The organism is Microbacterium sp. GXF7504, assembly GCF_054798235.1.
This window is the reverse complement of the sequence record NZ_JBSJZI010000003.1, coordinates 160,607-178,055: the sequence shown is the minus strand read 5'-3', so window position 1 is coordinate 178,055 and position 17,449 is coordinate 160,607. Positions and strand designations below refer to the sequence as shown.

Sequence of the window (17,449 nt, the reverse complement as noted above, 5' to 3'; positions counted from 1 at the left end):
CGTAGGTGAATCAGCCGTATGCGCACGCCTACTCACCTCGTCCGCTCAGTCCATCCAAGAATCCACAAGTCCAAGAAGAGGGCACCCCAATGACCGACAACATCACCGCTCCGCTCCCTCCTACACCTGAGTCCACCCCGGGCACCGAGAAGAAGCCGTGGTACAAGCGGAAGCCGATCATCATCCCCGTTGCTGTCGTCGGCGGCATCATCGTCCTGGCTGCCATCGGCAGCGCCATGGGCGGTGGCGACAACAGCTCCGAGGCTGACACCAAGCCCGCCGCCGTGGCGGAGGCCGCTGAAACGACCGTGCCGGACACGGTGGGCAAGACCGCCAAGGAGGCTGCCGCGCTCATTGAGAACGCCGGCCTGAAGGTCGATTTCTCAGCATCCGAAGGCGTGGTCATCGACCGGGACAACTGGGTGGTGCTTTCCACCACGCCCGCCGCGGGCGAGACGCTCGCAGCGGGCGCCAAGGTCGTCGTGAACGTGGAGAAGATCGCCAAGGAGGTCGCTGAGAACTCCGCTGCCGAGCCCGCCGCCCCGCAAGCGCCCGCGGCCCCGTCGATGACCCTAGGTCAGTCCAACGCAGTGCGCTCTGCGGAAAGCTACCTTCGGATGACCGGTTTCAGTCGCACCGGACTGTACGAGCAGCTCACCAGCCCCTACGGTGAGGGTTACGACGGCGCCGACGCTGAATTCGCACTCTCCTACCTGGAACAGAACGGCAAGGTCGACTGGAACCAGGAAGCTGTGGAGTCGGCGCAGAGTTACCTGAACATGACGTCGTTCAGCCGTCAGGGCCTGTACGAGCAGCTCACGAGCGAGTACGGCGAGGCGTTCACTCCGGAGCAGGCGGAGTACGCCCTGAGCCAGGTCGGCTACTGATCCCGCAGCCCACCTGCCACCTTCGGGTGGTAGGTGGGCCCGGCCATCTGTCCCCGGTTGATCACCGTCGCATGTGACACCAGCCACCTCGTGGTCGTTACGCGAGTACTTCGATCGGCGGCGACAACTTGGGTTGCCTGTCCGTTGCGAGCATGATCGCAACGCCTGCCCCGCTTCGAGTCGCGCACCCCGCGCCCGACGGGCGCACGGAGGGGCGCCGGTAGACTGGGCCGGTGAGTTCCCCGACCCCCGAACAGCCCGCCGGCACGCGTCCCCCGCTGCACGCGATCGACGTCATCGCGTTCCTCTGCGAGATCATCGCGTTCATCGCCCTGGCGGTCTGGGGCTTCGCGCTCTGGCCGTTCCCGTGGAACATCCTGGTCGGCATCGGCACCCCCGTCGTCGCGATCCTGCTCTGGGCGCTGTTCGTGTCGCCGCGGGCCGTGTTCGCGGTGCACCCGTTCGTGCGTGCGGTCGTGGAACTCCTCGTCTACGCCGGCGCCACCGCCGCGCTGTGGGCGATGCAGCTGACGTGGGTGGGCCTGGCCTACGCCGTCGTCGCGGTCACCGTGGGCGTGATCGCCGGCCGTCGCCGCTTCGCATGAGCGACGTCGTCGACCGCCTGCGCGCGGCGCTCGGCGACCGGGTCGACACCTCGGATGCGGCCCTGGCCGCCGTCCGCGCGGACAAGTCGGGGCACGCCGCCCCCGGCGCCCCGCTCGCCGTGGTGCACGCGGCCTCGGTCGCGGACGTGCAGGAGACGCTCCGGATCGCGTCGGCCACCGGCACCCCGGTGGTCCCCCGCGGCGCGGGCACCGGCCTCGCCGGCGCGGCGAACACGGGAGCGGGCGAGATCGCACTCTCGCTACGCGGGATGGACCGCATCCTGGAGGTGCGCCCCGACGACCTGCTCGCGGTCGTCGAGCCCGGCATCCTGAACGCCGACCTCAACCGCGCGCTCGCCCCGCACGGGGTGTGGTGGGCGCCCGATCCCGCGAGCCGGGAGATCTCCACGGTCGGCGGCAACATCGCCACCGGCGCGGGCGGGCTCCTGTGCGCGAAGTACGGGGTCGTCCGCGACGCGGTGCTCGGCCTCGACGTGGTGCTCGCCGACGGGCGGCTCCTCCACCTCGGCCACCGGAGCGTCAAGGGCGTGACCGGCTACGACCTCACCTCGCTCATGATCGGCTCCGAGGGCACGCTCGGCGTCGTCGTGGGCGCGACCCTGAAGCTCCGCCGCGCGGTCGCGGGCGAGCAGTGCTCGATCGTCGCGGTCTTCCCCGACGTCCGTGCGGCGGCGGCGGGGAGCGCCGCCGTGACGGCCGCCGGCCTCCAGCCGGCGATCATGGAGCTGATGGATGCGGCGAGCCTCGCCGCGGTCCACGACCTGCTCGGGATGACGCCGCCGGTCCCCGGCGCCGCCCAGCTCACGATCCAGACCGACGGCGTCGCCGCACGCTCGGAGGCCGCGGCGATCGCCGGCGTCATGGAGTCGTGCGGCGGCACGGTCACCGTCTCCGACGACCCGGTCGAGGGCGAGCGACTGCTCACCGTCCGGCGGTCGATGCACCCCGCGATGGAGCGGCTCGGCACCACCCTCATCGAGGACGTCTCGGTGCCACGCTCGGCACTGCCCGACATGTTCGACGAGATCGCCCGCATCGAGCGCGAGTACGGCCTCGTGATCCCGGCGGTGGCGCACGCCGGCGACGGCAACCTGCATCCGAACTTCGTGTTCGCCGGCTCCGAGGTGCCCGACGTGGTGTGGAAGGCGGCGGGCGACCTGTTCCGCTCCGCGCTGCGGCTCGGCGGCACGCTCACGGGCGAGCACGGCATCGGCGTGCTCAAGCGACGGTGGCTGGCCGACGAGCTCGGCGAGGACCAGTGGGACCTGCAGCGACGCATCAAGGCGGTCTTCGACCCCACCGGCATCCTCAATCCGGGGAAGGTGTTCGCATGAGCGACGCGGCCCCCGTGATCCATGTGAGCGCGGCCGTCGTCACCGACGAGCACGGGCTCGCCCTCGTCGTCCGCAAGCGCGGCGCGAGCGTGTTCCAGCAGCCCGGGGGCAAGCCCGACCCGGGCGAGGACGCCGCCGACGCGGTGCTGCGCGAGATGGCCGAGGAGATCGGCGTCCGCGCACGGCGGGAGGACCTCGAACCCCTGGGACGGTTCACGGCCGTCGCCGCGAACGAACCGGGGCACATGGTCGTCGCGGACGCGTTCGCCGTCCGCATCCGACACGACGACGCCGTCGCCGCGGCCGAGATCGCGGAGCTGCGCTGGATCGCCGAGCACGAGGTCGACGAGGTGCCGCTGGCGATGCTGAGCCGCACCCACCTCATCGGGTTCGCCTGGCGCTGACCTCCAGCCGATCTCCGGGAGAGCGTGATCGGAACGTTGCGACCGGGCCGGGTGGAGCCATTTACCATGGGAACGGACGGGTCGAGCATGCGACCCGCTGCTGAAGGGGGTATCGGCGTGGCGGATCTCGGGACCGGCTCGACTGCGACGGGCGACGGCTCCGACGACGAGGCGACCACGGCTGCGGCCGGGTCGGCGTCGACGACGGATGCCGGAGACACCGGCGCGCCCGCCGCGGCCGCGGAGCCCGCGGAACCCGCGGCGACGACCGTGCTCGACGCGCCCCCTGAGACCGACGCAGAGGGCACCACGCCGGTCTACGCGTGGGCGCCCGAGGAGCCGAAGAAGAAGAAGCGGCACCTCGGCCTCCTCCTCGGCATCCCGGGCGGCGTCCTCGCGGTCGCCGCGATCGCCGCATCCCTCGTCCTCATCGCCCCCGGCACCGCGGTCGCCGGCGTGCACGTCGGCGGGCTCACCGCCGGCGCCGCCGCCGACGTGCTCACCGCCCGACTCGCCTCGACGGCCGTCGAGGTCTCCACCCCCGCGGGCGACGCGACCCTCACCGGGGCCGAACTCGGCGCGTCCATCGACGCCGAGACCCTGGCCGAGGAGGCCTTCGCCGAGCATCCGCTCTGGAACGTGACCCAGTGGAACGCCGAGCCCATCTCGGCCGACGTCACGATCGACCCAGAGGTCGCGGAGCAGGCGCTGCGCGCCGAACTCGGCGACCTCTACGTCGATCCGACCGACGCGCAGGTGGTCTTCGACGCCGAGACCGCCTCGTACACGTCCGTACCCGCCGTGACCGGCGAGGGCATCGACCTCGAGGTGATCCGCGACGCCGTCGAGCAGGCCTTCAACGACGGATCCGGACGCGCCGCGATCTCGGTCGAGGCCGTGCCGGTCGAGGCGCCGGTCACCACCGAGGAGGCCGACCAGACCGTCGCGACCCTGAACGCCATGCTCGACGTCGCCGGCTTCTACGTGGGCGAGGAACGCACCGTGCCCCTCGACCGGGCCCAGGTCGCCTCCTGGCTCACCGTCGCCGACGTGGACGGCGCGCTCGAGGTGAGCGCCGACGCCGGGGCGATCCAGGCGGTCGTCGATCTCCTGCCCGGGTACGTGGACCGCGCGCCCGTCGACGCACGCGTCGTGGTCAACTCGGCCGGCGAGCCGATCAGCGACATCACCCCGGGCGTCACCGGCCGCACGCTCGGCGACACGAACGGCGTCGCCGCGGCGTTCGCCGAGCAGCTCGCGACCGGCAACGGCCAGTACGTGCTCCCGGTCACCGAGACCGCGTTCGCCACCACGTCGGTCACCCGCAGCATCGAGGTGAACCTCTCGACGCAGCGCACCTACCTGCTCGAGAACGGCGAGGTCGTCGGCAGCTACACGATCTCCTCCGGTCTCGCCGGCACCCCGACCCCCACCGGCCGGTTCAAGGTCTTCGCCCACGTGCGGATGCAGGACATGGGCGCCCTCTGCTACAACCCGAACGCGGTGAACAGCTACTGCACGAAGAACGTGCCGTGGGTGACCTATTTCGCCCCGGACATCGCGTTCCACGGCGCCTCGAACTTCCGCAGCAGCCTCGGCTACCCGCAGAGCCACGGGTGCGTGAACATGTGGAACGACGACGCGCGCTTCGTCTACGAATGGGCGGCCAACGGCACCGAGGTGTGGGTCCACTACTGACCCCCTCCCCCGAGCCGGGGACGACGAAGGGGGCGGATGCCGCAGCATCCGCCCCCTTCGTCGTTCAGCGTGTCAGGACAGCTCGTCGATGATCGCGTTCAGCGTCGCGGACGGGCGCATCACCTCGGCCACCTTCGCGGCGTCCGGGTGGTAGTAGCCGCCGACCTCGACCGGCTTGCCCTGCACCGCGATGAGCTCGGCGACGATCTGCTCCTCGTTCGCGGCGAGCTTCTCGGCCACCGGCGCGAAGGCGGCGGCGAGCTCGGCGTCCTCGGTCTGCGCGGCCAGCTCCTGCACCCAGTAGAGGGCCAGGTAGAAGTGGCTGCCGCGGTTGTCGATCGTGCCCAGCGCGCGGCCCGGCGACTTGTCGTTCTCGAGGAACGTGCCCGTCGCGCGGTCGAGCGTGTCGGCGAGCACCTTCGCCTTGGCGTTGCCGGTGAAGCCGGCGTAGTGCTCGAAGGACGCGGCCAGCGCGAAGAACTCGCCCAGCGAGTCCCAGCGCAGGTAGTCCTCGGCCAGCAGCTGCTGCACGTGCTTCGGGGCGGACCCGCCCGCGCCGGTCTCGAACAGGCCGCCGCCGGCGAGCAGCGGCACGATCGAGAGCATCTTGGCGGACGTGCCGACCTCGAGGATCGGGAACAGGTCGGTGAGGTAGTCGCGCAGCACGTTGCCGGTCACCGAGATGGTGTCCAGGCCCTGCCGCATGCGCGCCAGCGAGTAGCGGGTCGCCTCGGCCGGGGGCAGGATCGTGGTCGTGATGCCCTTGGTGTCGAGCTTGCCGAGGTAGGTGGCGACCTTGGCGATCAGCTGCGCGTCGTGCGCGCGGTTCGCGTCGAGCCAGAACACGGCGGGGGCACCGGTGGCGCGGGCGCGGTTCACCGCGAGCTTGACCCAGTCGCGGACGGGGATGTCCTTGGTCTGGGTGGCGCGCCAGATGTCACCGGTCTCGACGTCGTGCTCGATGAGCACCTCGCCCTCGGAGTCGACGATCTGCACCTTGCCGGGCGCCGCGATCTCGAAGGTCTTGTCGTGGCTGCCGTACTCCTCGGCGGCCTGCGCCATGAGGCCCACGTTCGGGACGGTGCCGATCGTGGTGGGGTCGAGCGGGCCGTTTGCGATGACGTCGTCGATCGTGGCCTGGTAGACGCCGGCGTAGGAGGAGTCCGGGATGACCGCGAGGGTCTCGTCCTCGCCGCCGTCGACGCCCCACAGCTTGCCGCCGTTGCGGATGAGTGCCGGCATCGACGCGTCGACGATGACGTCGGAGGGCACGTGCAGGTTCGTGATGCCCTTGTCGGAGTTCACGTACGACAGGCGGGCGCCCCGCTCGAGGTCGGCCGAGATCGCCTCGGCGATCGCGCCACCGTCCGCGGCCTTGTCCAGGCCCGACAGGATGCTGCCGAGACCGTTGTTCGGCGACAGACCCGCTGCGGCGAGCTGCTCGCCGTAGGTGTCGAAGACGTCCTTGAAGTACGCCTTCACGACGTGGCCGAAGATGATCGGGTCGCTGACCTTCATCATCGTCGCCTTGAGGTGCACCGAGTAGAGCAGGTCGTCGGCCTTGGCGGTCTCGAGCGTCTCGGCGAGGAAGGCGTCGAGCGCCTTCGCGGAGAGGAAGGTCGCGTCGACGATCTCGCCCGGCAGCACCTTGAGGTCGCTCTTGAGCACGGTGACGGTGCCGTCCTCGGCGACGTGCCGGATGGTGAGCACGTCGTCGTCGGGGATGACCACCGACTTCTCGTTGGAACGGAAGTCGTCGTGTCCCATGGTGGCGACGCGGGTCTTGGAGCCCTCGGCGAACGCCTTGTTGCGGTGCGGGTGCTTGCGGGCGTAGTTCTTCACCGACAGCGGCGCGCGGCGGTCGCTGTTGCCCTCGCGCAGCACCGGGTTCACGGCGGAGCCCTTGATGCGGTCGTAGCGGGCCTTGATCGACTCCTCCTCGTGCGAGGAGGGCTCGTCCGGGTAGTCCGGCACGTCGAAGCCCTGCGACTGCAGCTCCGCGATGGCGGCCTTCAGCTGCGGGATGGATGCCGAGATGTTCGGCAGTTTGATGATGTTCGCCTCGGGGAGCGTCGCGAGGCCGCCGAGCTCGGCGAGCGCGTCGCCGACGAGCTGCTCCGGGGTCAGGTGCTGCGGGAAGTTCGCGAGGATGCGGCCCGCGAGCGAGATGTCGCGCGTCTCGAGCTCCACCCCCGCCTGCCCGGCGATCGCCTGGACCATGGGGAGGAAGGATGCGGTCGCGAGCGCCGGAGCCTCGTCGGTGTGCGTGTAGATGATCGTGGAATCGGGCACGTGTGGTCTCTCCGTACGAGCGTCGTGGGGGTCCGGGCCAGCCTATCGCACCCCGGAAACTATCTCGACATCAAGATAATTTTCCGTGTTCCAGCAGGCCTTCGACGAACCGTGCCTGCCGCTGCCAGTGGACGCCCTGGCCGCCCTCGTGCTGGTTGTGGCCGTACACCTCGATGCGGGCGTCCCCGCCGTAGTGGTTCAGCGCGGCGAAGACGGTCGAGGGCGGGCAGACCATGTCGTGCAGCGCCGTGCTGAACAGCGCCGGCGCGCTCGCCCGGCGGGCGAGGTTGACCCCGTCGAAGTAGGACAGCGTGCGGAACACCGGCTCCTCCGCATCCCGGTGCACCGAGAGGTACTGCACGATCTCCTGGTACGGATACGCGTCGGTGAGGCCGACGGCGCGTTCGAAGTGGCAGAGGAACGGCACGTCGGGCATGACCGCGGCGAGGTCGCCGCCGAGGGCCGCCGCGGCGAGCGTGATCCCACCGCCCTGGCTGCCACCGGTCACCACGAGGCGCGCGGGGTCGACCTGCGGGAGCGTTCGGACCGCGTCGAGGAGCAGCACCGCATCCGTGAACACGCGCCGGTAGTAGTACTCGTCGGGGTCGAGCACGCCCCGGGTCATGAACCCCGGCGCGGCCGGCCCGCTGCCGTGCGGGTCGGGGGTGTCACCGCCGGTCCCCCACACGCTCCCCTGCCCGCGGGTGTCCATGAACACCCAGGTGTAGCCGGCCGCGACCCACTGCAGCCGCTCGTGCGGGAGGCCCCGGCCACCGCCGTAGCCGTTGTACTCGACGACCGTGGGACGCGGCGAGCGGTGGCCGGCGGGGGTCAGGACCCACGCCTTCACCGGGTCGCCGCCGAAGCCGGAGAACGTGAGGTCGTGCACGTCGACGAGTCGGAGCGGCGAGTCGACGGCCTCGAGCACCGGCGGCTCGGCCACGGCACGGGATGCGGCGAGGGTGCGCGCCCAGAAGTCGTCGAAGTCCGCGGGCTCGGCCACCTCCGGTCGGTACTCGCGCAGCGCGTCCAGGGGCAGGTCGAAACGGGGCACGGCACTCCTTCGTCCGGTGGGCGGTCGATCGATTGAACCGCATCCGGAGCCTCCGTGACCACCTGTGAACTGCACCTGCGCCGCCCGTGGCGGCACGTTAGCCTGTGACCATGACCGAGCTGCGTCTTGAGGAACTGTCCGCTGCGACCATCGTCGCTGTGAACTCCATGTCGCTGAAGCCCGGGCAGGAGCAGTTCCTCGCCCCGGTCAGCTACGGGACGGCCGCCACGGTCGTGAACCCGCGGACCACCTGGCAGCGCGTCGTGCTCGACCGGAACGAGGTCGTCGGGTTCATCAGCGCGAACTTCGACCCGGACGAGCCGCAGGAGTACTTCCGCTCCGTGCTGTGGCGCATCAACGTCGACGCCGACGATCAGGGTCGCGGCGTCGGCCGGTTCGCCGTCGACGCGATGGTCAAGGAGGCGCGCGAGCGCGGCATGGACCACGTCGACGTCATCTTCGAGGAGGGCGACGACGGTCCGCAGCGCTTCTTCGAGCGCGTCGGCTTCCAGCCGGTCGGTGAGACGGAGTTCGGCGAGATCGTCGCCCGCTACACCCTCTGACCCGCGCGGGTCCCGCATCCGCCGTCGCTCCAGATCAGGAGATCTCGCGAAATCAGGACGATCCGGGTCGGAAACGTCCTGATTCGGCGAGATCCCCTGTTTTGGTGTCGCGGGGGACGGCTCAGACGAGCGACTCGCGCCAGGCGGCGTGCAACTGCGCGAAGCGGCCGGTGCCGGCGATGAGGGTGTCGGGGGCGTCGTCCTCGATGACCTCGCCGTGCTCCATCACGAGCACCCGGTCGGCGATCGCGACGGTCGACAGCCGGTGGGCGATGATGATGGCCGTCCGCTCGGCGAGGAGCGTCTGCAGCGCCTGCTGCACCATCCGCTCGCTGGGGATGTCGAGGGATGCGGTGGCCTCGTCGAGGATGAGCACAGCCGGGTCGGCGAGGAACGCCCGGGCGAACGAGATGAGCTGCCGCTGGCCCGCCGAGACGCGCCCGCCGCGCTTGTTCACGTCGGTGTCGTAGCCGTCGGGGAGTTCGCGGATGAACGCGTCGGCGCCCACCGCCTTCGCCGCCGCCTCGATCTGCTCGAACGTCGCGTCGGGACGGCCGAGCGCGATGTTGTCGGCGACCGTGCCGCTGAACAGGTACGCCTCCTGCGTCACCATGACGATCGCACGGCGGAGGTCTGCGGGCGACAGTTCGCGCAGGTCGACCCCGTCGAGCGTGATGCGCCCGCGGGTCGGGTCGTAGAAGCGCGACACGAGCTTCGCCAGCGTGGACTTGCCGGCGCCGGTGGTGCCGACGAGCGCCACGGTCTGCCCGGCCGGGATGTCGAGGGCGAGCCCGGGCAGGATGGTGCGGCCGTCGCCGTACCCGAAGCCGACGCCTTCGAAGCGGACGTGCCCGGATGCCGCCGGCAGCGGCTTCGGACGCTGCGGGTCGGGCACGCTCGGCGCCTCCTCGAGCACGCCGGAGACCTTCTCCAGTGCGGCGGCGGCCGACTGGTACTGGTTCAGGAACATCGCCACCTCCTGCAGCGGCGAGAAGAAGTTGCGGACGTAGAGGACGGCGGCCAGCAGCACGCCGATCTCCAGCGTGTCGGCGGCGACCCGCATCCCGCCCCACAGGAGCACGCCGGCCAGGGTCACGGCGGAGATCGCCATGAGGCCGGGCTCGAAGGTGCCGAACAGGCGCATGGAGCGCATGTTCACCGCACGGTAGTCGTCGCTGAGCCGCCCGAACTCGTCGTCGTCGCGCTCCTCGGTGCGGAACGCCTTCACGGCGCGGATGCCGGTCATGGTCTCGACGAACTTCACGATGACCTTCGCGCTCACCACGCGGGAGAGCCGGTAGGCGAGCTGCGAGCGGCGGTAGAACCAGCGCATGAGGACGGCCAGCGGCAGCCCCATGACCACGAGGATCACGCCGGACTGCCAGTCGAGCAGCAGGAGCGCGATGAGCGTGAACCCGCCGAAGAGCAGGCCCGAGACGAGTTCGTTGAGGCCGCCGTCGAGGAGTTCGCGGATGGAGTCGAGGTCGCTCGTCTGCCGCGAGATGATGCGGCCCGAGGTGTAGCTCTCGTGGAACTCCAGGCTCAGCCGCTGCGTGTGGCGGAAGATCCGGGTGCGCAGGTCCAGCATGATCGCCTGCGTGAGCCGCGCCGAGACGAGCACGTACCAGGCGATGAGCGCGGCGCCCCCGACGGCCGAGAAGAGGTAGACCGCGAAGACGCCGACGGTCGGCATCCAGTCGGCCGTCTCGAGCACCGCGGGCAGGGCGTTGTCGATGCCGAACGCGATGAGCGTGGGGCCGAGCACGCGCAGCGCGGTCGAGACGACGAGCACGACCGCGGCCAGCACGAGCTGCCACCGCACCGGGCGCACGAGGCTCCCGAGCAGGTGCATGGAGCGGCGACGGAGCGCGCGGCTCTCGGCACGGTCGTAGTCGGTGCGGTCCTCGCCGGTGGTGCCGGTGACGCTCATCGCACGACCTCCGTCCTGGTGGCGTCCTCGTCGAGACTCGAGATGACGTAGCGGTAGTGCTCCGACTCGCGCAGCAGGTCGCTGTGCGTGCCGAACGCGGTGATGCGGCCGTCCTGCAGGAGCGCGACCCGGTCGGCGAGGGCGACGGTCGACGGCCGGTGGGCGACGATGAGCGCCGTGGTCTGGGCGAGCACGCGCCGCAGCGCCTCCTCGACGAGCGCCTCGGTGTCGACGTCGAGGGCCGACAGCGGGTCGTCGAGCACGAGCGCCGCGGGATGCGCGGCGACGGCGCGGGCGAGGGCGAGTCGCTGCCGCTGCCCACCGGAGAGGCTCAGGCCCTCCTCGCCGATGACCGTCTCGACCCCGTCGGGCAGGTCGTGCACGAATCCGGCCTGCGCGACCTGCAGCGCCTCCTGCAGCACGCGCTCACCCTCCGGCGAGTCCGGGTCGAGGTCGTCACGGCCGAGGAGCACGTTGCGGCGGACGGATGCGGAGAAGAGCGTGGCGTCCTCGAACGCCGTGGAGATGTGGGTGCGCAGCTCCTTCAGCGTGAGGTCGCGCACGTCCACGCCGTCGAGCGTGACCCGGCCGGCGGTGACGTCGTAGAGGCGCGTGGGCAGGGTCGTCAGGGTCGTCTTTCCCGACCCGGTCAGGCCGACGAGCGCGACGGTCTCGCCCGGTTCGAGCGCGAGGTCGATGCCGTCGAGCAGGTCGCGATGGGATGCGGGGGCGTCCTGGTAGCGGAAGTGCACGTCCTCGAAGACGAGGCGGCCGCGGGGCTCGGTGATCGTCGCCGGACGCTCCGGGTCGATGATCGTGTTCTCCTCGTCGAACACCTCGAAGACACGGTCGGTGGCGGTGCGCGCGTCGAGGAGGAACGAGAAGAGGAAGCCGATCGACTCCATCGGCCACCGGAGCACGGTCGCCATCGCGAAGAAGGCGAACAGCTCGGCGACGCTCAGCGCGTCCTGCGAGGCGAGGAGGATGCCGGTGACCAGGCACAGCGCGAACGCGACGTTGGGCAGCACCGACAGCCAGAACCAGATGACGCCCTCGGCCCGGGCCTTGCGGAGCTCCGTGCGCCGCAGGGTCTCGGCCTGCCGGGTGAACTTCTGCAGCGCGTGTGCGCCGCGCCCGAAGGCCTTGAGCACGCGGATGCCGTGGACGCTCTCCTCCACCGCGGTGGCGAGGTCGCCCGCCTGGTCCTGGCTCTGCCGGGTGAGTACGCCGTACTGCTTCTCGAAGCGGTAGCCGACGTACCAGAGGGGCGCCGAGCACAGGAGGAACACGACGCCGAGCGCCCAGTGCCAGCGGAAGAGGACGATCGTGCCGACGAGGATCGTGAGCACGTTCACCACGAGCATGATGAGCCCGAAGGCGAGCCAGCGCCGGATGAGGCTGATGTCCTGCATCATGCGGCTGAGGAGCTGCCCGGACTGCCACCGGTCGTGGAAGGCGACGGGGAGCCGCTCCAGCCGCTGCGTGAAGCGGGTGCGCAGCTCGTACTCGATGCGGGTGGACGGCGACAGGATGAACCAGCGCCGCAGCCACACGAGTCCCGCCTCGGCGAGCCCCAGCACGAGCACCACCGCGGCGCCGCCGGCGATGACCGCGACATCGTCCGAGGCGATGGGTCCCGCCACGACCGCCTCGATGACGATCGGGATCGCGAGCGCGACCAGGGCGGCGGCGAGCGCGCTGACGGCGCCCGCCAGCATCCGCCCCGCCACCGGGCGCGCGAACGGGATGAGCCGCGCGAGCGCGCGCGGCGTGGACAACGACGACGAAGACATGGACCTCGAGGGGATGGAGTGGATGGCCGGCGTCGCGACGGTGCGTCGACAGGGCAGCCCTCCAGCTTAAGCTGAGCGTTCGCTGAAGGTCAACGGGCCGGGACCGGCGCGCATTCCCGGTCGAGGAGCCGCCGCTTCGTCTCGAGCCCCCACGCGAACCCGCCGAGCGTCCCGTCGCTGCGGAGCACCCGGTGGCACGGCACGAAGAGCGCGGGCGCGTTCCGGGCGCAGATCGCGGCGGCGGCGCGCACGGCCCGGGGGGTGCCGAGGAGGGCGGCGAAGCCCGCGTAGGTGAGGGGGCTTCCCGCCGGGATGCCCCGGAGGGCGCGCCAGCCGGCGAGCTGCGCGGGGGTGCCGGTGTGGGTGACCGCGACCGTGTCGATCGCGGTGAGCTCGCCGTCGTAGTACGCACGGACGGCCTCCGCAGCGTCGGTCTCCCCCGCCACGACGTCGACCGGCCGCATCCGGAGCCGTCCGAGCACGGCCTCGGGGTCGGCGGTCCAGCCGGATGCGAGCACGCGCCCGTCCTCGGCGAGGAGGGTGAACGGGCCGTCGGGGGTGTCGAGGGTCTGGATGATCGCGGTCATGGGGTGCTCCCGGTCGGGACGGATGCGGCGGGCCGGCGCGCGGCCGCCCGCCACAGGTGTGCGGTGAAGGTGCTGCGCCAGGGCGCGGTGCGCTCGGCCCAGGCGGTGAGCGGTCTCGGGTCGGCGGGGAGGCCGGCCGCGGCGGCACCGGTGCGGACGGCGACGTCGCCCGGGAGGAACACGTCCGGATCGCCGGTGACCCGCATCCGGACGTAGTCGGCGGTCCAGGGGCCCACGCCGGGGAGCGCCAGGAGGGCCCGCCGCTGCTCGACCGGGTCGTCGCCGGTGCCGAGTCGCAGGTCGCCGGTCGCGAGTGCCGCGGCGGCACCGGTGACGGCGCGGATGCGGGCGGCGGGTCCCCGCAGCACCTCGGCGCCGTGCTCGGCGATCGCGGCCATCGTGGGCATGAGCCGGTCGGTGCCCTCGACCGGCTCGACCCGCTCGCCGAGCGCGTCGGTGAGCGCGATGAGCGCGGTGCGGGCGGCGCGGACGGTGATCTGCTGGCCGATCATGGCGCGGATGAGCATCTCGTGCGGGTCGGCGACGCCCGGCACGCGGATGCCGGGGGTCGCCGCGACGAGCGGTGCGAGCGCGGGTTCGGCGGCGAGCGCGGTGTCGACGGCGACGGGGTCGGCGTCGAGGTCGAACAGCCGCCGCACGCGGGTGACGAGCAGCGGCAGGTCGGCGATGGCGGCGAGCCGGGCGCGCAGGCGCAGGTCGTCGCCGATGCGCCGCACCTGGAACCAGGCGGGCCCGCCGGGCAGGCGCAGGGTGCGCGCGAACGCGTCCGGGGTGCCGACCTCGGCGCCGTCCACCGCGCGGACGGCGAGCCACTCGAAGAGGCCGTCGAGGTCGATGGGCCGCCGGTGCGGGAGCGCCAGGTGGATCTCGCCGGTCGGCTGCACGGGAGGGCGGGCGCCACGGGCACGCAGCTCCGTCGGCGTCATGCCGAACACCTCGCGCACCGTGTCGTTGCACTGGCGGATGCTGGCGAACCCGGCCGCGAACGCGACGTCGGCGACCGGCAGCGCGGTGCCGACGAGCAGCATCCGGGCCGTGTGGGCGCGGTGCGCGCGGGCGAGGGCGAGCGGTCCCGCGCCGAGTTCGGCGGTCAGGAGCCGGGTGAGGTGGCGGGACGAGTAGCCGAGGCGGGCGGCGAGACCGCCGACGCCCTCGCGCTCGACCACACCCTCGGCGATCAGCCGCATGGCGCGGCCGGCGGTGTCGCTGCGGAGGTCCCACTCGGGCGACCCCGGCGCGGCCTCGGGGAGACACCGCTTGCACGCGCGGTAGCCCGCCTCGTGCGCGGCCGCCGAGGTCGGGAAGAACGTGACGTTCCCCGGCTTCGGCGTGCGGGCGGGGCAGCTCGGCCGGCAGTAGATCCCGGTCGTGCGCACGGCCGTCACGAACTGCCCGTCGAAGCGGGTGTCGCGCGATCCGATCGCGCGGTATCGCTCGTCGAACGTCATCGCGGGGCTGCTCACTCCCCCAGCTTGACACGCCCCCAGCGCCCCGGCTCGCGGTTTTCGGACATCGCGGTGGGCGGGGGCCTGCGGGCCTGGGCCGCGAGACTGCATCCTGTCGCCGAGACTGCAAGGTAACCCCGCTGTCTCGGCGGTCAGGTGCAGTCTCGCGGTTCTCGCGGTGCTCGCGGGGTCAGTCGATTGGCGGGTCGAGGCGGTACAGCATCCCGAGTTCGGTGTCGCGTGCGGCGGCGTACCGCGCGGGGTCCAGGATGCCGCGCTCGGCGAGGACGGCGAGCGCGGCATCGCGGTCGGCGAGGATGCTGTCCCGCTCGGCGGGCGGGAGGGCGGCGATCGCGGCGCGGATCGCGTCGGGTCCACCGCCGGTCGGGGCGGCCGGTTCGGCGACGGTCTCGGGGACGCGGTGCCGGCGGCGGGCGATGAGCGCGACCGTCGTCACGGCCGGGATCGCGAAGGCCGCGATCACGGCCGGGTACCAGGCGGTCCACCCGTCGTAGCCGTCGTACACGCCGGCGTTCGGCATCCCGATGAGCCCGAGCCCGGAGAAGACCGCGCCGACGAGGACGACCCCGAGCACGAATCCGTCGAAGCGGGCGCCCCTGCGCAGCCACAGGATGAGCACGATGAGCTGCGTCACCGCCGTCACGATGAACAGCGCACCGGCGAGGGGCACGGAGTCCGAGGCGTCCATGCGGAAGAAATTGAACCGATCACCGCCCATCGCGGTGACCGCCGCGATGGGGGCGAGCAGGCCGATCACCGCGAGCACGACGACGATGCCCGCGCCGGCGCGGGCGGCCGGCGACCGGTCGCGCGCGGCGCTGGAGCGCGCCGCCGCGGCACCGTCGGACCCGAAGTGGCGGAAGATCTCGGGCCGCCGCCGGAACGCGACGATCTCGACCCGCGCGAGGCGGAGGTCGGCGGCGAGCGAGACGTCGCGCGCCCACTCGACGGCGGATGCGGGTGCGGATGGTGCGGCCATCCCCGTACGGTACCGACCCCGCATCCCCCTCCCCCGGTTGTCCCCACCCCCAGACCGGGCGGCGAGACTGCATCCTGTCGCCGAGACTGCGGGGTGACCCCGCTGTCTCGGCGGTCAGATGCAGTCTCGCGGTTCCGGGTTCATGCGGGTCTGGGGGTCCGCAAGGCCTGGGCCGCGATCGGATGCGGGGACTAGCGTGGCGACCGACACCCGGGAGGCGGCATGACCGAGCAGGAGTACGACCTCATCGTGATCGGTGCGGGCCCGGTGGGCGAGAACGTCGCCGACCGCGCCGTCCAGGGCGGCCTGCGGACGGTGATCGTGGAACGCGAACTCGTCGGCGGCGAGTGCTCGTACTGGGCGTGCATGCCCTCGAAGGGGCTGCTGCGCCCTGGCGCGGCGCTGCGGGCGGCCCGTGACGTGGACGGCGCCCGGCAGGCGGTCACCGGCGACCTCGACGTCGACGGCGTCCTCCGTCGCCGCGACGCACTCGCCAGCGACTGGGACGACGCGGGACAGGTCGGGTGGCTCGAGGGCGCGGGGATCGACCTCGTGCGCGGGCACGGCCGGCTCACGGGCCCCAAGCGCGTCGAGGTCACCGCCGCCGACGGCACCACGACGACCCTCGTGGCCCGGCACGCGGTGGCGGTGTGCACCGGCAGCGCGGCGCTGCTGCCCGACACCCCGGGGCTCGCCGACGTCGCGCCGTGGACGAGCCGCGAGGCCACGAGCGTGCAGGAGGTCCCCGCATCCCTCGCGATCATCGGCGGCGGCGTGGTCGCGTGCGAGATGGCGACGGCGTTCGTCGACCTCGGCGCCCAGGTCACCCTCATCGCGCGCGGCGCGCTGCTCGGCGGGCAGGAGCCCTTCGCCGGTGAGCTGGTCGGCGCGGCCCTCACGGAGCGCGGGGCGCGGGTGCGCACCGGCACGACCGTGACCGGGGCGCGGGCCACCGGCACCGGCGTCGCGCTCGCCCTCTCCGACGGCTCGACCGTGACGGCCGAGCGGGTGCTCGTGGCGACCGGGCGGGTGCCGAACACGTCCGACCTGGGCCTGGATGCGGTCGGGCTCGAGCCCGGCGCCTGGCTCGACGTCGACGACACGATGCTCGTGCGGGGCACGGACTGGCTCTACGCCGTCGGCGACGTGAACCACCGGGCCTTGCTCACCCACCAGGGCAAGTACCAGGCGCGGGCCGCGGGCGACGTCATCGCGGCACGGGCGAACGGCGGCACGGTGGACGACGCGCCCTGGGGCGTGCACGTCGCGACGGCGGACCACGCCGCCGTGCCGCAGGTGACCTTCACCGACCCGGAGGTCGCGTCGGTCGGCCTCACCGCGGCCGCCGCGGAGCGGGCGGGGCGCCGCATCCGGGTCGTGGACTACGACCTCGACGCGGTCGCCGGCTCGTCGACCCGGAGCGACGAGTACGCCGGCCGGGCGCGGGCGGTGGTCGACGAGGACCGCGGCGTGCTCGTGGGCGTCACGTTCGTCGGTCCGGATGTCGGCGAGATGCTGCACGCGGCGACCATCGCGGTCGTCGGCGAGGTGCCGCTGCACCGGCTGTGGCACGCCGTGCCGTCCTACCCCACGGTGGGCGAGGTGTGGCTGCGGTTCCTGGAGGAGTACGGGCGCCCGACCCCCTGACCGCACCCCGCCCCCCTGACGCCGCTGGCGCCCCGCACCGCTGACGCCCCGCACCGCCCGCGCCCCCAACCCCTGACACCAGAACAGGTGATTCGGCGAACGCAGGTGGTTCCGGGCGGAATGGTTCCTGCCTTCGCCGAATCACCTGATCCGGCACGGATGCGGGGG

Annotated in this window: 14 protein-coding genes; 7 read left to right on the top strand and 7 right to left on the bottom strand. The window is 72.3% G+C overall.

Annotation, left to right across the window (positions count from 1 at the left end; genetic code table 11):
• Positions 1-89: 89 nt before the first annotated feature.
• The 5 genes from ACWAUO_RS08360 to ACWAUO_RS08340 all read left to right on the top strand — a co-directional run bounded on the left by ACWAUO_RS08360 (position 90) and on the right by ACWAUO_RS08340 (position 4,949).
• Positions 90-887: an Ltp family lipoprotein gene (locus ACWAUO_RS08360; RefSeq protein ID WP_460774623.1), complete on the top strand. Its 798-nt coding sequence runs from the start codon at positions 90-92 to the stop codon at positions 885-887.
• Positions 888-1,120: 233 nt separating this feature from the next.
• On the top strand, positions 1,121-1,492 hold the full coding sequence (locus ACWAUO_RS08355) for a YrdB family protein (RefSeq protein ID WP_460774622.1): 372 nt from the start codon (positions 1,121-1,123) through the stop codon (positions 1,490-1,492).
• Positions 1,489-2,847 (top strand): FAD-binding oxidoreductase, encoded by a 1,359-nt coding sequence (locus tag ACWAUO_RS08350; RefSeq protein ID WP_460774620.1) that lies wholly within the window; start codon positions 1,489-1,491, stop codon positions 2,845-2,847. The genes ACWAUO_RS08355 and ACWAUO_RS08350 overlap by 4 nt, the downstream gene beginning before the upstream one ends.
• Positions 2,844-3,251 (top strand): NUDIX hydrolase, encoded by a 408-nt coding sequence (locus ACWAUO_RS08345; RefSeq protein WP_460774619.1) that lies wholly within the window; start codon positions 2,844-2,846, stop codon positions 3,249-3,251. The genes ACWAUO_RS08350 and ACWAUO_RS08345 overlap by 4 nt, the downstream gene beginning before the upstream one ends.
• A 117-nt stretch (positions 3,252-3,368) precedes the next feature.
• A complete protein-coding gene (locus ACWAUO_RS08340; protein WP_460774617.1) occupies positions 3,369-4,949 on the top strand; it encodes a L,D-transpeptidase family protein in 1,581 nt (526 codons plus the stop codon).
• A 72-nt stretch (positions 4,950-5,021) separates the two neighbouring features.
• Here ACWAUO_RS08340 and ACWAUO_RS08335 read toward each other — a convergent pair whose 3' ends face one another.
• Both ACWAUO_RS08335 and ACWAUO_RS08330 read right to left on the bottom strand, forming a co-directional pair.
• Entirely contained in the window at positions 5,022-7,241 is a 2,220-nt protein-coding gene (locus ACWAUO_RS08335; RefSeq protein ID WP_460774616.1) for an NADP-dependent isocitrate dehydrogenase, read from the bottom strand.
• 70 nt (positions 7,242-7,311) lie between these two features.
• Positions 7,312-8,295, bottom strand: coding sequence for an acetylxylan esterase (locus ACWAUO_RS08330; protein WP_460774614.1), 984 nt, complete (start codon positions 8,293-8,295; stop codon positions 7,312-7,314).
• A gap of 110 nt (positions 8,296-8,405) precedes the next feature.
• On the opposite strand from ACWAUO_RS08330, the gene ACWAUO_RS08325 reads away from it, so the two are divergent.
• Positions 8,406-8,858 (top strand): GNAT family N-acetyltransferase, encoded by a 453-nt coding sequence (locus tag ACWAUO_RS08325; RefSeq protein ID WP_460774613.1) that lies wholly within the window; start codon positions 8,406-8,408, stop codon positions 8,856-8,858.
• 121 nt (positions 8,859-8,979) lie between these two features.
• Here the strand turns inward: ACWAUO_RS08325 and ACWAUO_RS08320 are convergent, their stop codons facing one another.
• The 5 genes from ACWAUO_RS08320 to ACWAUO_RS08300 all read right to left on the bottom strand — a co-directional run bounded on the left by ACWAUO_RS08320 (position 8,980) and on the right by ACWAUO_RS08300 (position 15,634).
• Complete coding sequence (locus tag ACWAUO_RS08320; protein WP_460774611.1) at positions 8,980-10,788, bottom strand: ABC transporter ATP-binding protein; 1,809 nt, start codon at positions 10,786-10,788, stop codon at positions 8,980-8,982.
• On the bottom strand, positions 10,785-12,581 hold the full coding sequence (locus ACWAUO_RS08315) for an ABC transporter ATP-binding protein (protein ID WP_460774610.1): 1,797 nt from the start codon (positions 12,579-12,581) through the stop codon (positions 10,785-10,787). The genes ACWAUO_RS08320 and ACWAUO_RS08315 overlap by 4 nt, the downstream gene beginning before the upstream one ends.
• Positions 12,582-12,670: 89 nt before the next feature.
• Positions 12,671-13,168, bottom strand: coding sequence for a methylated-DNA--[protein]-cysteine S-methyltransferase (locus ACWAUO_RS08310; protein ID WP_460774609.1), 498 nt, complete (start codon positions 13,166-13,168; stop codon positions 12,671-12,673).
• On the bottom strand, positions 13,165-14,637 hold the full coding sequence (locus ACWAUO_RS08305; RefSeq protein ID WP_460774607.1) for an AlkA N-terminal domain-containing protein: 1,473 nt from the start codon (positions 14,635-14,637) through the stop codon (positions 13,165-13,167). Before ACWAUO_RS08305 ends, ACWAUO_RS08310 begins: the two co-directional genes overlap by 4 nt.
• Before the next feature lie 187 nt (positions 14,638-14,824).
• Positions 14,825-15,634 carry a hypothetical protein gene (locus ACWAUO_RS08300; protein ID WP_460774606.1) on the bottom strand — a complete coding sequence of 270 codons (810 nt, stop codon included), beginning with the start codon at positions 15,632-15,634 and terminating at the stop codon, positions 14,825-14,827.
• A gap of 222 nt (positions 15,635-15,856) precedes the next feature.
• On the opposite strand from ACWAUO_RS08300, the gene ACWAUO_RS08295 reads away from it, so the two are divergent.
• Positions 15,857-17,281: a dihydrolipoyl dehydrogenase family protein gene (locus tag ACWAUO_RS08295; protein ID WP_460774604.1), complete on the top strand. Its 1,425-nt coding sequence runs from the start codon at positions 15,857-15,859 to the stop codon at positions 17,279-17,281.
• Positions 17,282-17,449 lie beyond the last annotated feature (168 nt).

Coding starts and splice junctions, on each gene's coding strand:
- ACWAUO_RS08325 (WP_460774613.1), top strand. CDS start 8,406: ATGACCGAGCTGCGTCTTGAGGAACTGTCCGCTGCGACCATCGTCGCT.
- ACWAUO_RS08350 (WP_460774620.1), top strand. CDS start 1,489: ATGAGCGACGTCGTCGACCGCCTGCGCGCGGCGCTCGGCGACCGGGTC.
- ACWAUO_RS08360 (WP_460774623.1), top strand. CDS start 90: ATGACCGACAACATCACCGCTCCGCTCCCTCCTACACCTGAGTCCACC.
- ACWAUO_RS08320 (WP_460774611.1), bottom strand. CDS start 10,788: ATGAGCGTCACCGGCACCACCGGCGAGGACCGCACCGACTACGACCGT.
- ACWAUO_RS08300 (WP_460774606.1), bottom strand. CDS start 15,634: ATGGCCGCACCATCCGCACCCGCATCCGCCGTCGAGTGGGCGCGCGAC.
- ACWAUO_RS08295 (WP_460774604.1), top strand. CDS start 15,857: ATGACCGAGCAGGAGTACGACCTCATCGTGATCGGTGCGGGCCCGGTG.
- ACWAUO_RS08305 (WP_460774607.1), bottom strand. CDS start 14,637: ATGACGTTCGACGAGCGATACCGCGCGATCGGATCGCGCGACACCCGC.
- ACWAUO_RS08310 (WP_460774609.1), bottom strand. CDS start 13,168: ATGACCGCGATCATCCAGACCCTCGACACCCCCGACGGCCCGTTCACC.
- ACWAUO_RS08315 (WP_460774610.1), bottom strand. CDS start 12,581: ATGTCTTCGTCGTCGTTGTCCACGCCGCGCGCGCTCGCGCGGCTCATC.
- ACWAUO_RS08345 (WP_460774619.1), top strand. CDS start 2,844: ATGAGCGACGCGGCCCCCGTGATCCATGTGAGCGCGGCCGTCGTCACC.